16 protein-coding genes are annotated in these 14665 nt (G+C 51.1%); 1 reads left to right on the top strand and 15 read right to left on the bottom strand.

Translation table 11 applies throughout. The features are described 5' to 3' along the window. Positions 1-8: 8 nt before the first annotated feature. A complete protein-coding gene (uvrA, locus tag NST84_RS09885; RefSeq protein WP_342565413.1) occupies positions 9-2879 on the bottom strand; it encodes an excinuclease ABC subunit UvrA in 2871 nt (956 codons plus the stop codon). A gap of 18 nt (positions 2880-2897) precedes the next feature. Next, on the bottom strand, positions 2898-3812 hold the full coding sequence (locus NST84_RS09880) for a nucleotidyltransferase (protein ID WP_342565412.1): 915 nt from the start codon (positions 3810-3812) through the stop codon (positions 2898-2900). Positions 3813-3946: 134 nt separating this feature from the next. Here NST84_RS09880 and NST84_RS09875 point away from each other — a divergent pair, with 134 nt between their 5' ends. Beyond that, entirely contained in the window at positions 3947-4837 is an 891-nt protein-coding gene (locus NST84_RS09875) for a helix-turn-helix domain-containing protein (protein ID WP_342565411.1), read from the top strand. A gap of 99 nt (positions 4838-4936) precedes the next feature. Here the strand turns inward: NST84_RS09875 and NST84_RS09870 are convergent, their stop codons facing one another. From NST84_RS09870 to NST84_RS09810, 13 genes are all read right to left on the bottom strand, one after another. Next, positions 4937-5833, bottom strand: a complete 897-nt coding sequence (locus NST84_RS09870) for a GNAT family N-acetyltransferase (protein ID WP_342565410.1) — start codon at positions 5831-5833, stop codon at positions 4937-4939. A gap of 97 nt (positions 5834-5930) precedes the next feature. Continuing rightward, complete coding sequence (locus tag NST84_RS09865; protein ID WP_342565409.1) at positions 5931-7940, bottom strand: helix-turn-helix domain-containing protein; 2010 nt, start codon at positions 7938-7940, stop codon at positions 5931-5933. Positions 7941-8083: 143 nt separating this feature from the next. Next, on the bottom strand, positions 8084-8467 hold the full coding sequence (locus NST84_RS09860) for a hypothetical protein (RefSeq protein ID WP_342565408.1): 384 nt from the start codon (positions 8465-8467) through the stop codon (positions 8084-8086). Beyond that, a complete protein-coding gene (locus NST84_RS09855; protein WP_342565407.1) occupies positions 8464-9198 on the bottom strand; it encodes a metallophosphoesterase in 735 nt (244 codons plus the stop codon). The genes NST84_RS09860 and NST84_RS09855 overlap by 4 nt, the downstream gene beginning before the upstream one ends. A gap of 35 nt (positions 9199-9233) precedes the next feature. Continuing rightward, positions 9234-9419, bottom strand: a complete 186-nt coding sequence (locus NST84_RS09850) for a hypothetical protein (RefSeq protein ID WP_342565406.1) — start codon at positions 9417-9419, stop codon at positions 9234-9236. A 65-nt stretch (positions 9420-9484) separates the two neighbouring features. After that, complete coding sequence (locus NST84_RS09845) at positions 9485-9748, bottom strand: hypothetical protein (RefSeq protein ID WP_342565405.1); 264 nt, start codon at positions 9746-9748, stop codon at positions 9485-9487. Next, positions 9723-9878, bottom strand: coding sequence for a hypothetical protein (locus NST84_RS09840; protein ID WP_342565404.1), 156 nt, complete (start codon positions 9876-9878; stop codon positions 9723-9725). The genes NST84_RS09845 and NST84_RS09840 overlap by 26 nt, the downstream gene beginning before the upstream one ends. 444 nt (positions 9879-10322) lie before the next feature. Then, positions 10323-10544 (bottom strand): hypothetical protein, encoded by a 222-nt coding sequence (locus NST84_RS09835; protein ID WP_342565403.1) that lies wholly within the window; start codon positions 10542-10544, stop codon positions 10323-10325. A gap of 222 nt (positions 10545-10766) precedes the next feature. Continuing rightward, complete coding sequence (locus tag NST84_RS09830; protein WP_342565402.1) at positions 10767-11597, bottom strand: metallophosphoesterase; 831 nt, start codon at positions 11595-11597, stop codon at positions 10767-10769. A 311-nt stretch (positions 11598-11908) separates the two neighbouring features. Further along, complete coding sequence (locus NST84_RS09825; protein ID WP_342565401.1) at positions 11909-12292, bottom strand: DUF1801 domain-containing protein; 384 nt, start codon at positions 12290-12292, stop codon at positions 11909-11911. Positions 12293-12344: 52 nt separating this feature from the next. Beyond that, on the bottom strand, positions 12345-12809 hold the full coding sequence (locus NST84_RS09820) for a DUF1801 domain-containing protein (protein WP_342565400.1): 465 nt from the start codon (positions 12807-12809) through the stop codon (positions 12345-12347). A gap of 47 nt (positions 12810-12856) precedes the next feature. After that, the gene (locus tag NST84_RS09815) at positions 12857-13423 is read right to left on the bottom strand and encodes a YdeI/OmpD-associated family protein (RefSeq protein WP_342565399.1); all 567 of its coding nucleotides are present in this window, start codon (positions 13421-13423) and stop codon (positions 12857-12859) included. Between the two features lie 213 nt (positions 13424-13636). Then, entirely contained in the window at positions 13637-14656 is a 1020-nt protein-coding gene (locus tag NST84_RS09810) for an aminoglycoside phosphotransferase family protein (RefSeq protein WP_342565398.1), read from the bottom strand. Positions 14657-14665: the final 9 nt, after the last annotated feature.

Raw genomic sequence — 14665 nt, 5'->3', positions numbered from 1 at the left:
CAGTCTTACTATCCCAGCACACTCCGCAAATACCGCCCGGTATGCGACGTCTCCACCTTCGCGACCTGCTCCGGGGTACCCTCTGCCACCACTAATCCGCCGCCGTTACCGCCCTCCGGACCCATGTCGATGATGTAGTCGGCGGACTTGATCACATCCAGATGATGCTCAATGACAATAACCGAATGCCCGCCGTCGACCAGCTTGTTCAGCGCCAGCAGCAGCTTCTGGATGTCGGCCAGATGCAGGCCGGTGGTCGGCTCATCGAGAATATACAGGTTGTGTGCACCCCGTTTGATCTTCGCCAGCTCATTCGAGAGCTTAACCCGCTGCGCCTCCCCGCCGGAGAGGGTGGTCGAGCTCTGGCCCAGCGTCAGATAGCCCAGTCCGAGCTCATTCATAATGCCCAGCTTATGCTTAAGGTACTTGTGATCTGCAAAAAATTCAGCAGCCTCCTCCACCGTCATCTCCAGCACCTCCGAGATCGATTTGCCCCGGATCTTGATCTCCTGCCCTTCCTCCGAAAAGCGGTTGCCCTTGCACACCGGGCAGATTGTTTCGATGTCAGCCATGAACTGCAGGCTGGTGACGATGATCCCGTCTCCTGCACAGTGCTCACAGCGCGTCCCGTTCGCATGGGTCAGGCTGAAATCGATGGATTGATAGCCGCGCTCCACGGCCTCCGGCTGCGAGGCGAACAGATCGCGGATTTTATCGTACAGTCCAATATAAGTAGCCGGGTTCGATTTGCTGTTGCGCCCGATCGGTGACTGGTCAATGTTGATGACATGGTTCACCAAGTCTGCGCCGAACACATAGTCGTGCTTGCCGGCAACGATTCGTGCACCTGTCTTATCGATTTTGAGCTGCTTGGTCAGGATTTCGTTGATCAGCGAGCTTTTGCCCGAACCCGATACACCGGTAATGCAGATGAACACATTCAGCGGAATATCCAGATCGACATCCTTCAGATTGTTCTCCCGCGCGCCTTGAACAGAGAGAAAAAAGTCCCCTAGATTGCGCCGCCGCTCAGGTACAGGAATAACCGTTCTGCCGGACAAATAGCCGCCTGTGACAGATTCTGCTGCACCCTTTATATCCTCAAGCGTTCCGCTGGCAACGATGTTACCGCCGTGAATCCCCGGACCCGGACCAATCTCAATAATATGATCGGCACAGCCGATCGTTTCGAGGTCATGCTCCACAACGATTACCGTATTGCCAAGATCGCGCAGCTTTTTCATCGTCTCAATGACCCTGCCGGAATCACGGGGATGCAGCCCGATGCTCGGCTCATCCATAATGTAGAGCATGCCCATCAGCTCGCTGCTGATCTGGGTGGACATCTTGATCCGCTGCATCTCGCCGCCGGAGATACTGTCACTGCGTCTGCCCAGATTGATGTAATGCAGGCCGATTTCGATCAGCAGGCTGATGCGCGTATGCAGCTCGCGGACGATGGTCTCCGCCACATCCCGCACCTCCGGCTCAAAGGTGAGCGCCGTAAGAAAAGCCAGCAGCTCCTGCAGCTGCATCCGGCTGAGCTGATCGATGTTTTTGCCGCCGACCGTTACCTGCAGCCGTTGCTTCTTAAGCCGGGCGCCGCCGCATTCCGGGCAAACCTTTTCAATCATACAGTCCTTGATGAAGGTCGGCTCAAACGCCTCTGTTGTGGAGGACTTGCGGATATAATGCTTGTACCAGCTCTCCATTTCATGAACAAACCCGCCAAACGCCCGGTCCCGGCCGGTCATCCAGTTTTTCTTCTGGGAAAACGGCGGCTGCAGCATCGGCACAAGCTCGCCTCTGGTTCCGTAGAAGAGTAGCTCGTGAATTTCTTTTGGCAGCTCATGAAACGGGGTTTCCAGACTGAAGTTGTATTTCTGGGACAGGCTGTACATCATCACCGTGCGGTAGCTGTCCTTGCCTGAGGTGTTAAAAACCGTATTCTTAAGCGCACCTTTGCTGATGCTCTTCTCCGGGGCGACCACCAGAAAATGCGGCTCCACCACATAAGACATCCCCACCCCGAGACAGGTATGGCAGGCGCTCGCCGGCGTGTTAAAAGAGAAGTGGAACGGCTGCATATCGCACAGGAAAAAGTGATGCTCCGGGCAGGCAAAATGCTCGTAGAAATCCTCTGGCGCACCGCCAATCACCTCCACCTTGATCATAATATCCTCATCCAGTGCCAGAATGGCCGCTTCAATCGACTTCGTAAGCTGAATATAGGTATCCTGGCGCAGCGTAATCCGGTCAATCACAATCTCAATCACATGGGACTTACTCTCATCCGTCTCCAGCTCATCCCCCAGCGATACCGGCTCCCCGTCGATCAGCAGATGCTTGAAGCCCTTTTCGCGCAGCTGCTGGAAGGTGTAACTGTAGTCCTCCCCGTAGATTTTGTAGACAGGAGCCCGCAGCTCAATAACTGTCCCCTCCGGCAGGCCTGTAATGTGCTCGGCAATCTGGGCAGCAGACAGCTGGCGCATCGGCTTGCTGCATTCCGGACAGTGTCCCGTACCCGCTGTGGCGAACAGCAGACGGAGATAGTCGTTGGTATCCGTAACCGTTCCGACCGTGGAGCGCGGGTTATTGTTGCCTTTTTTCTGCTCAATTGCAATCACCGGCGACAGGCCGCGTACATAATCCACCTTGGCTTTTTTGAGCTGGCTGATCCGGCTTTTGGCAAAATTGGAGATGGAATCGAGAAACCGCCGCTGCCCCTCCCCATAGATCACATCGAACGCCAGCGAGGATTTGCCGGAGCCCGAAACCCCTGTAATCACCGTCAGCTTATCGCGCGGAATTTCCACCGACACATTCTTGAGATTGTTCTGCTTCGCCCCTGAGATTTCAATGCTCGTTCTTATGGACATTTACCCGTTCTCCCCCCGTTAAGGTATGTATAGAAATCCGATTTCCTCAGCCGCCGGTTTGCTTTTTGCTGTAAGACGGATCGTCTGGGATACCTTCTCGATGATCCCCTTTTCGGCCATATACTCCAGGATATTGATCAGAAAATGCCCTTCCATATGAAAATGCCTGGTCAGCATGGTCATCGTCTTAAGCGACTGATCCCCCATAAAATCAAGCACTGGACGGCTCATGGCCTCCAGATGGCGGTCCAGCACCTGCTCAATCTCCCGGATGGAGCTCCAGAGCTCAGCTTCGCTTAACTGCCCGGACAACGGATTCTGGTAAAAGGGGGCCATCTGCTCCGGCGACCGCTCCAGCATGCTCAAAACTGCTTCGCGGGTCGGCGGCTCACCTTGCGCGCACAGCTCCATACCGGCGATCAGATCGGCAGCCTTCAAGAGAAAAAACTGGGTATATCTCGCGTCCTTACGCACCGTCAGCCATTTCTGGCATTTGTGGTAGATATCAATCAGCTCACAGGCTCTCCACAGCAGCGACCGCGCAATATCCTGGCTGCCCATCCTCCTCAGCTCATCGAAATAGTCATACAGGCTCTCGTCCGAGCTGTAAACCATCTGCCCCTTGGCAAAATACGATTGCGGCATTGAGCCGCCGAGCAGCCGGTCCATGCCCCGCTTAAAGCTGCTCCGCTCAAACAGCTGCACGTTAATGATGATTCCATCCTCGTCAAGGCAGTATGATGTCTGCTGCAGGGTCTGATCGCGGATGATCAGGGTCATGTCGATGTCGCTTTTCTCCCAGACCGTATCGTAAGCCAGACTTCCGCACACAATGACCGCAATAACATTAGCATCCTTCTTCACCCGTTCCACAAAGCTGTCCGTTGCAGCCCTGTAACGCTTCTGCAGCTCCCGAAGCCCGTTCTCCTCCATGTCTGTTCCTCCTTCTATTAACTCCAGCTCATCCTATGACTGAAATCGCTTGCCCTTTCAGCAGCCTATGGTAGAATTATACACCTCATCCATTTGCCAAACCGGACACTAATTGCGAAGTACAGGAGGAACGCATGGATCATTACTTGCTGGAAACCATTAACCGGACTACAGATTTTATTGAAGAGCATCTGCTCGAACCGCTGTGCCTTGACGATATTTCAGAGCATGTTAACGTCTCCAAGTTTCATCTGCTGCGGATCTGGAAGGGTGCCACGGCAACCGGGCTGATGGAATATGTGCGGAGAAGGCGGATTGCCAGCTCACTCGGAGATCTGCTGACCCAGCAGACCAGCATTGATTTTATTGCGGATAAATACGGCTTCAGCTGTGAGCGGACCTATAACCGCAGCTTTAAGGAAGAGTACGGCCTAACTCCGGCAAAATGGCGCAAATCCCCGTCACAGCTAAGTATCCTCGACCGGTTCAATGCCGACTTTATGAGCCGCGCCGGCGATGGGCTGGTCTTCTTCCGCTCCATTAGCGTGGTCCCTTCCTTTTCGATTGCCGGTCCGGAATATACATTAAAGAACGGACGCAGCGCCGACTCCGTGGATGCCGCCAGGCTTGGCGTTGATTTCTTTACCCTCGACCGCATGCGGATTCTGAATCCGTTACAAAAGGATGTCTTTATCGGATTCACGGCTGTCCCCGAGCCGTTCCGGGGACTGACCTTTTACCAGCCGTCCCTGCAGATCAGTCACAGCAGCATCATCCCGCCGGATATGAATGTCCGGCATACCAAGCCGCATAAATACGGGGTGTTCACCTATATCGGCCTACACCGGCCGGAAGAAATCTCCGCAGAGTCCCTGAGTGAAATCTGGAGGTATATCTTCGAAATCTGGATGCCGACCGTGCAGTTTGAGCTGGAGGAGAAATTCAGCTATGAGTCTGTGAATTATGCCAAGGGCAACAGACATTACTGCGAGTGTGATTTGTATTTTCCGATTGCGGGGCTGTGAATAGAGGTGCCGGAAAAATGTGTTACGGGGCAGCATCCCGCACAACCGGTTTTAGACATAAACAAGCCAGGCTCCGGAGTTCAGAGCCTGGCTTAGCCATCAGATTATTTTTTTGCGCCACACGCCCAGCTCAACCTCCGGAACGAAGCCGATCCGTTCGTAGAATGGCTGGTTGGGACCGGTAAAGGCTTTCACCATTCCTTTTGAGCGCAGCCTGTTCAGCCCCTCATAGATTACGGCCCTGCCGAGCCCGCGGTTTCTGTATGCAGGATGCGTTCCTACCGGTTCAAGCATCCCAATCCGGTTAGCTTCATCCACAAAAACATTACAGAATGCTACGACCTCCCCCTGCTCATTAAGCAGTGACAGATCAAGCTCGGGACAGTAACCCGGTGCCTCACGGATACCGCCGTAAAACTGCAGCATCCGTTCAGCCCCCTTCGTCCCCGGATAATTAAACGCCATAATATGGCCCTCAGCCTTGGCCTTGTCAGAAACCTCAGTGCCGCTGCACAGCCTGAAGCCTTCGGGCAGCGGCACCGGAAATTCCTTGTCGAGCGTAATGGAGATCGAACTGTCGTGTTCATCCGGCAGCAGCTCATATCCCCGGCTCACTGCCAGCCTTTCCAGGCTGCTCATGAATTTCGGAATGGCCAGCTTGCAATACTCCGCAGGCTCCCGGCTGGTCCTCTTCTCTATGTATTCGAACATTTCTCCGGTAAGGCTGTCCGGCGGATGATCCGAATCCAGCTGAAAGTAGAAGTCGCCGTCTTTGCTGACAACGGCTGCAAGCCTGCCGGACTCATCCTCCCATAGCCCGATGTTTCGTTCCCATTCATGCAGCGTGTCCGCCCTCAGCTGAAAGAAAAAAATCTCAAATTCCCAGCGGGCAATCAGCCAGCTGTTTGGCCGTTTAAATCTGCTGTAAGCATCGGACAGGAACTGGCGGACCTTCAGCATATCTGTACGTTCATAAGCCCTATAATGATAATTCAAATCTGAAACCTCCCTACAACTCTTTATAACCTTATTGTAGGTGAAATACCAAATTCTATAAATACCCAATTTTACTATAAATAAACTTTACAGCCTTCTATTCGCCCATCATTACTTTAACTATTGAATCCAGCTGCAGCTCCAGGGAATAAGGGTCCTCCATAACAAATTCATCGCCTTCACTTCCAAATGAGCCATACAGATAAACTTGCCCTTTCTTTACAGCCGGAAGCCCCTTCCAGATGCTGCTGTTCAGAATTTCCGCAGCACCTTCATCCCCGGAGCCGTATACAAATACGTGATCGCCTATATACTCCGGAAGCACTTCAAGCGAGATATTCTCAAAGCCTTCCTTCATATTCAGCGCTTTGTCTGTCGGCGGAAGCTTTAGCATCTGATAAATCGTGGAGCTGCCGTAATTGCCGCCGGACGCTGCGAGCACATAAAGGGTGTTGTTGGCAACCTGCACACTGGATACCGTTTCGCCTTCCTTGACGATCCCTTCAATCTGCTTGCGGGCCTCTGTCACCTTGGCTTCATATTCGGAAATCCAAGCTTCTGCCACCTCTTCCTTGCCGAAAATTTCGCTGATTCTGCGGAATTTATCCAGTGGTCCTGCCGTGGATTCACCTTCCCAGTACGGCAGGAAGACGGTTGCGCCGATTTTCTTGTAATCCTCAATATTCTTCTCAATCGATCCGATAATCAGATCAGGCTCCAGATAGGCCAGCTTCTCCAGATTCATCGGAAAGCCGCCGAGATCCTCAATACCGGCAATCGTATCGGGTGATATACCAGAATCTGCAATCCAGCTTTCGTTAAGCATAAAGCTGCGGACACCGACCGGAATAATACCCAGCTTCAGCAGCTGGCCCATATACTGGTCCGAAGCTACACGCTGCGGGTTCGCAGGCACCTCCACATCCCCCATTAATGTGGTTACTGTTCTTGTTGTCTGCGCTGCAGCAGCCTGTTCTGTTGGCTTCGCTGACGCAGGAGCCGCGGTCTCTGCCGCTGCATTGGCGGAGTTGGCGGCACTGCCAGCACCGGCAGCATTTGTATTGGCATTGGTACCCGCTGCTCCCGAACAAGCAGTCAGTAACAGCGACAAGCATAATACCAGAGTCATTGCGGTGAGATTGAATCTTCCTTGCATGAATAGATCCCCTTTCGGTCTGTAGTGAAATTGATTCTCAATATCACTATAACCTGACAGCAGGCTCTGCTGAACGGCAGATTTTAGCATCGGGAAGGGCATATCCTGACTGATCTTGCGGTTATGCAGCTCTTTTTTTAAGCGGATGGGGGAAAGCCCCTTATATTTTTTAAAGCTCCGGCTTAATGAATGGGCATCCGGGTATCCTACGTTCTCGGCAATCTCCTGTAAGGTAGCGTCCGTCTGCAGCAGCAGCTCCATCGCCCGCTCCACCCTCACCTGTCCCAGATAATGAATCGGACTTGTGTCCATCCTGTTCTTGAACAGCCGGGACAGATGGCCCGCGCTGCAGTCCAGCTCCCCCGAAATCTGCTGCAGTGTGACCGCTGAGCTATAGTGCTCACGGATATAGTCCACTGCCTGCATGACAAGATCCGGCTTCTGCGCATGAACATTCTGGCTGTACAGCTGGCTCAGCAGCTCATATACGAACTGGTAGAACAGCGCCCGTACGTGCAGCTTCCCCAGTCCTGAGCCGTGTCCCCACTCCCGCTCCAGCAGTTCAACCTTTTTATATAATGTCAAGGGATTATGCGGGACAAAGGCATACTGGTCGAGAAAAGGATTATCCTGCTCCATCAGCCTGACAATCTCTCTCAGATTCACGGAACCCGGTGTAGCCCGGTACAAAAGCAGATAATACTCAAGCCCGCTTTCCTGGAGAATCTGCAGTCTGGTGCCTTTTCCCCCATGCAGCACATGAAACCGCTCTACCCTGTGCCTGCTGTGGTCCAGATACACGTCGCCTTCGCCGCGCACAACATAGAGGAATGCACTGGACGGCAGACGGTAAGGCTGCAGCTCCTCCCCCGGTGCTACGACCATGTGGCGGACATCTATTATTCTGACAAACACGTGATTCCATAGCAAAATATGATCATTGATATTCATTCCGGCCTGTCCTGCCTCCAATCTCAACTCCATGCATCCATTATAGATGATAATGGTTCTCACTAACAATGGAACTGGAACACTGGACGAACAATTTTCCGTTTACCGGATTGATTATTTACCGGATACAATTATCTGTTCATTTACAGCTGCTTCTGATAGCACGAATCACAGTTGACAGACAGCCATCCGTTAATGTCACGTATCTTCCCTTCCTCACCGCACTCCTCGCAGACTTTTGACGAACGTACCTCATATGTATCAACGATGTTATACACTTCTTGCAGACTACTCCCTATACTCACCCTCATTTCCCCGTATTTTTCTTTTATCTCATATACCTGCAGATCAACGAGTCTGTCTCCCGCTATGAACAAGTTTTCGATTTCTTCAAACATGCTGTAAATCAAGGTATACCAGCCATCCCCGCACCAGCATGGAGCCAAATGCCCTCTGCCGCAACCGTTTCTGTCCTTGCTTTCCGCCCACGGAAAACGCTGCAGCAGTTCCTCCTGTTTATGCATCATTCCCTGTCCCTCCTCTGTATGCTTGACGTTTGATACCCGCCGTTCTCATAAATGATCAGGGCATTCAGCTGATACCCGAACTTCACGCCGCCGTCTATTCCGGTAAATTGCTTACCGAACCACGGGTCGAAATTAGTCTCATCCTGATGGAGCCTCGCGCAAACCTCATGCCCGAAGATCACCTTTTTAGTTACTGCAGCACTCCCGTCAGTCTGGTAGAATCGTCCGCGGATCCAGCGAAAATCTTTGGGAGAGGTCTGCCGCCAATCTGCAATCTCAGGATCTATACCTGCGTGCACATAAATGTGCTTTTCATCTTCAATGTAATAAGGCAGCCGGCGCAGAAACGAGATTTCATCCGGATAGTGCTCATTAATAAACTCTCTTGCCCTGGAATCATCAGCCACGGACTGATACCAGGGACATAAGGAGCGTATCGTAGCGGACCCTCCATTTTTGAGGCTGGTGTAGGGCATTCTGGGGTAGTCGTTATCGTCCAGCCAATGCAACAGCATATCATCATGGTTGCCTCCTATGGCTTGTACATGGTTATGGTCATCAGTCAGCTGCATGACTGTCCGGATGACAGCCAGAGACTCGGGACCTCCATCTACATAATCTCCTAACAGGTACAATTGATCACAGGCCGGGTCATACTGTACCTGTTCCAGGAGTTTCATAAAAAGCTCATAGTAGCCGTGAATATCGGAAATCACAATGGTTCTTGCCATTTGTCCGCCTCACTCCTCTTCTTCCACAAGTATAGTTATAGCTGCTCCGGGTCCGGATAGCCCGTAATCCATTCCTTATCCCCTAAAGAAGTATTCCAGATTCCGTCAAAGAATTCCCCCGAACATCCAAGCCTTCTGCCCAGTGAGCCGTCATACCAGCCGTCGGTGCCGCCGATTCTGACCCCCTCAATCTCTACTATGTCTCCATCAAGGCAGTACAATCTCTTTAATTTATTGGTCTGCTGATATCAAGATGCAGATCACTGATGACATCTATCGATTTCACTTATTGCATCATCCTCAGATATAATTGTTCAGGTTCAACATGGTGATGCTTCCCTTGTTCCAGTTCCTCGGTAAGTCTGAGTAATCTCTGTATATAATCAACCTGCTGGCGCAGTTTACTTTTATTAGCCAACATTTCGTTCAACAGGGTCCGCTTTTTGTCGGCAGAAGCAAAATAACCCTTCATTCTGGATAATGGCAGGCCCAGACGGTTCGCAGCAATCAGCTCACAGAGCAGTTCAATATGTATTTTCCTTGTAGTCATTATGAACGCCGGACTTGGTATTTTCCACTTCAATCAGCCTGTACCGGGTCCCGGTGTACGTACGCAACGCTCCGTCTGTGCAAGGCAGCTCCCGGCTCTTTACGATCTCTATCAATTTTCTTTTGTTCATACTGAATCCTCCTCTAACGTTTCATGTCCGTTTCTTGTTCTGTGTCCCATTCTAGACTATCAACCTACAAGCACTTCAAGTGTTTATTTGGTTGCGGGATCAAATCGTTATAGAACAAAAACGGATTATATGCCGTAGATTGAGATAGTACATGTCCTTTAGGTCAGTGATATCGGAAATGCGGTTATACCTTAATGTGAGATAATAGAGACTTTGGATTTCTTTTAGCGGACGGATATCAGTAATATGGTTATGGGAAAGATTCAGATCGGACAAGCTGCTGCACTCCTGCAGTGGTGAAAGTTCTTCAATTCCGCAATCAATCAAGGATAAATTTGTTAATTTCCGGGGAATACGAATTCCGGCAATCTCAAAATATTCTGTCTGATTTCTGCAAAGCTCTTGGACCGGCGTTAAATCAGCGAAATGGCATCTCCACAGGCTTTAAAAATGAAGCTCCGTTAATAAGGATAGAAAGCCCCAGTCCTGCGTCTCACTGTCATGCACATATAGCTCCTTCAATGTATTGAACTTGCCCAGAAAGTCTAAATCTTTCGTCGGGGCATACAGGTGAAGCGTACGGATATGTGAAAACAGCGCCAGATCGCTCTCCCACCAGCCATTCCCGGAATCTTCGGTGCAAAAGATCAGCTCCGGGAACTTCATATTAAAGGCAGAGCCGTCGTTACATAATCCATTTCAATGTCCCTCCCTATTCTCCTGCTTTGACGGAATCGTCAGCCTTATGATGATCAACCGGCACGGTGACTGCAGCTGCAAAAGGATGTTCTCCCGGATAGCCAAGTGCATTGTTTACAAACAGGCAACCCTGGTTTCTGGTTCGGGATATTCTCAGCAGTCCAACCGGAGTTGGATTTAATGAATGACTTAACACTCTGCAATAACAGATGTTATCCTGCCCTGCGGACGGTTGTGCTCATTCGGGTAGCCGAGGGCATTATTAATAAACAGGCAGCCGTCCTTCCAGTACGAATGGTTAATGTGAACATGACCGGAGCACCAGACCTTGCCGTCCACTTGAGCAACATAGTCTGAACCGTCAAAATAATAACAACCGCTGACCGGATCAGCAGCATGCTCCTCTGCAATATGTGACCAATCCGGGGGAACATGCGTGATAATTACATCACTGTCATGAATAATCCGGTCCAGCTGCGCCTTCTGCTCCCAGAAGAATTCCAGCGGACGCCGCGGTGCTCCAATCGTGTAGTTGCGGTCATTCAGCTGATTAGACCAGATTCCCATCATTTCCGAGAGGCTTTTTCCCAGCACATTGATGCCATAGGAGAAATCATACCACATGCCGGCTCCCCCATACCGCACCCCGTTCCATTCAAAGACGTCACCTTCCAGATAGTGTATCCCTTCGATGGCAGTGCCCAGCGACTTCATCTCTGACCAGCGGTTCATCGAAGTCTGGAGCTTGTAGCGCTCCTTGCTGTTCACCAGATAATAGTCATGATTCCCGGCGACCACCAAAATATGGGTATAATATCGCTTGAGTGCATGCAGCAATTCAACATTTTGCTGGTTGCGGTGACCGAGATCCCCCGCTATAACCAGCACCTCTGACACTGTCTGCGGCAGCAGACGCTCTGCAAACCGCTCAACCTCCCGCACATTATCCTCCGCCGTCGGCCCCTTGCGCCTAAGCCAGAAGTCCAGATGGATATCGGAAATTAGATCGAATTGGATCATGAGGGTGCTCCTTTCAAGTTACATTACTATATATTCAGCGCACATTTTATAATCCTATGAATCAATGACGATGGATCATTGGCTTGCAGAACATTAGAATTGATAGCACTCAACCATCCTTTAATGTCCGCAGTAAATGGGTGGGAGCGGATGATTTTCCCGTTTTCCTGAATAAAGAACAGTATACTGAACTGTGCGAAGCTCCTCGGATTATCAACAGTGCTGATCATAAACCTAACTGCAGGTGTCTTGGCAAGCTATAAAAAAATACACACCCGGCAGGGCGTGTATTCGTAAACCTACGCATCGGATCAGGATTTTCGTTTTCCTTTGGCTTTCTCCATATTCTCTGCCGCCCTGAACTTCACAATCCGGGTGATCAGGTCATACGGCATCGGCTGGTCGAGCGGGAACTGGACTGAACCTTTGGCCCCTTTATAAACAGACAGCTCCTCTTTAAAAGCCTCAATTCCCCGCGGCGCCGGATAAAATCCGATATGCTTTTTGAACGCTGCAAAATGCACCAGATTGCCGTGCAGGTCAAACGTAGGCATCTGATAGCTGATTTTCTCAGTGGCTTCCGGAGCAGCTTCATGAATGACCCTGCGTATATTCTGCAAAAGCTCCCGGACCTCCGGTGCGGCCTGTCCAATATAGTCATCAATACTCTCAAATGTAACCTTGTTAGCGTCCATTTCATCATCCTCCGTGACTTCTGATAGCCCGATTGTGTCAAATCCAGCTCAATTATTTCTTCTTCATTTGGGCAATTTCCCGCTCATAGAGCTGAATATATTCAGTAATTGTAATTTTGCGGCTTAGCTCACCGATCAGGTCATAAGGGATAGTGCCTGCCGGCTTGAACCGGATGCAGGATTTGCCCATATCCAGCTTGGTTTTCATATGCTTCGGGTACTCCTCCCGGAACCAGGACAGCAGCTCCGGGTGCATGTAGATGCCCATGTGGTAGAGCGCGATATGATTTTTCTGTGAAGCTATGCTAATGAAGGGCAGCGGCTGCTCCGGCGTCACATGATAACCCGGCGGATACAGCTCATGAGGAACCTTGTATTCGATACCGTAACCTGCAACCTCTGCAAAGCCTTCCGGCAAATTCTCTTTGATCACAGCTCTAAGCCGTGCGATAATAGTCCGGCGCTCTTCCGGCAGCTGGCTGATATAATCTTCGGGACTGCTGGCGTTGTATTGCATAGTTGCTCCTCCTCGGTCAGTCGGGATATTTTGATCAGCATCAATATTTAGTAATCGATTAGACGGCCGTTATCATGCCACGCCCCGTACATCCGGTTCTCGCGCGTATTCGCAATGAATTTATCCAATCTGCTCTGAAACAGCTCGGGCTGCTTCTTGTAGCCTTGTATGTTATCAATCCGGATTCTGCGGTACAGCGGCGGGAAGGCCAGAAAGTTCGCATAGACCTCCGGGTCCTCTTGTAACCTCTGCTCGATTCCTTCATCTATTACAAAAGATTCCGGCGCCATATCCGGCAGCACCCGTCTGCCCTCCTCACTCATCAGCCCCAGCTTGTCCAGGCGGCGTACCCGTTCTTTATTCAGCTCGGTCCAGGAGCTTCTTTTGGATCTTGGGGACAGCCGCTGCACAACACCCTGCTCAGAGCTCTTTTTGACTCCGTCGATCCAGCCAAAGCACAGTGCCTCCTCAACAGCATCCAGATATAGCAGCTTGTCCGGGACAGGTGTCATGCTTACGATAACCCAGCAGCATTTCTCCGTTGTGCTATATTCCTGCAGCCAGCTCTGCAGTTCCTCGCGTGTTGCTGCTAATAACATATTTTCCTTTTCCATAGTTTGCATTCACTCCTAACGGACTCAGATGACCTTATCCGGACTCACCACTCATGTTAACACAAGCTAACGGACCCGGATGACCTTATCTGGTGATTTTTGCTCGATTATTGCCCACCTGGTACACAATAAGGTCATTACAGTCCGTTAGATTTAATGAAAGCGTATACATCTAAGAATAACGGCTGTACGGTCCGTTACGGAGTGCTACATTCAAACCTCCGCCAGCCATTCCATGCAAAGCGGTAAAAATGCCGCATACTCCTCCAGCGCTGTGATCGTGCTGATGACCTGACTGGTTCCCAGCTGCTGCTCGGCCTCATCTGTGCACTCTTCTCCAAGCGAACGTTTCAGGCTGTATTCCAGCCAGTCCAGCTTACCCTGATAACCAAGATTCAGCACATCTGTCCAGTCCCGGCAGAGCTTCCCTCCACCCTCGCGGTAAGCCCGGATTAGAGTCTGAAAGGCCTCTTTATTGGGATTCCCTGCTTCAAAGCCCGACCAGTATAGCCCCACCTCAAGCAGCTCCTGCATCGGGTGCACCGCTCCTGCCGATTCCCAGTCTATTATGAGCGGCTGCCGGTCGCCGGTCCACAGCACATTTTTAGGGTCAAGATCTCTGTGGCTGATCACCCGTTCATGGCGGAGGCGCTGAGCTGAAGTATTAGCCCGCTCCGTGTACTCTTGCAGTCTCAGGCAACAGCCTGCCAGCTGATCTGCATATTCCAGAGACAGCTGTCCTGACCGTGTGGCATAACCCTTCCAGTCCGGCACGGATGCATTCAACGTTTCCTCCGGCCACATCGCCAGCAGGTCAGCAAAATCAGCTGTATGAATAGCCGCCAGCACAGCGCCTATTTTTGCCGCACAGTCAAGATCAACACCTCCCGCAGGTAAAGGCCTTCCCTCCCGCCACGGAAAAACAAGGTAATACTGACCGTCGGTCTCATGCATGCAGGTATCTCCGGACATGATTGCCGGAAGGGCATTTATGCCCAGCTTCTGTGCATGCACCGCAACCTTTTCAGCAAATAACATATTGCCCATTGCTGCACTGCGCAGCATAATCTGGGGATTCAGCGCTTTGACCGCATACTCCGCCTTAGCGGTGACAACGCGGTACATTCTGTGCATAAATCCCCCGACCACCTGCTCCGGCACCACGGTCAGCGGTCCCAGCTCATATTTGGCACACAGCTTCGCAAAATCCAGCCTATAATCTGTAGCAGCCATTGTAATTAG

The sequence above is a fragment of the Paenibacillus sp. FSL R7-0345 genome (genome assembly GCF_038595055.1).
Taxonomy (GTDB): Bacteria; Bacillota; Bacilli; order Paenibacillales; family Paenibacillaceae; genus Paenibacillus_AQ.
Note: the sequence above shows the minus strand (reverse complement) of the source record. Positions and strands in the feature narration are given on the sequence as shown.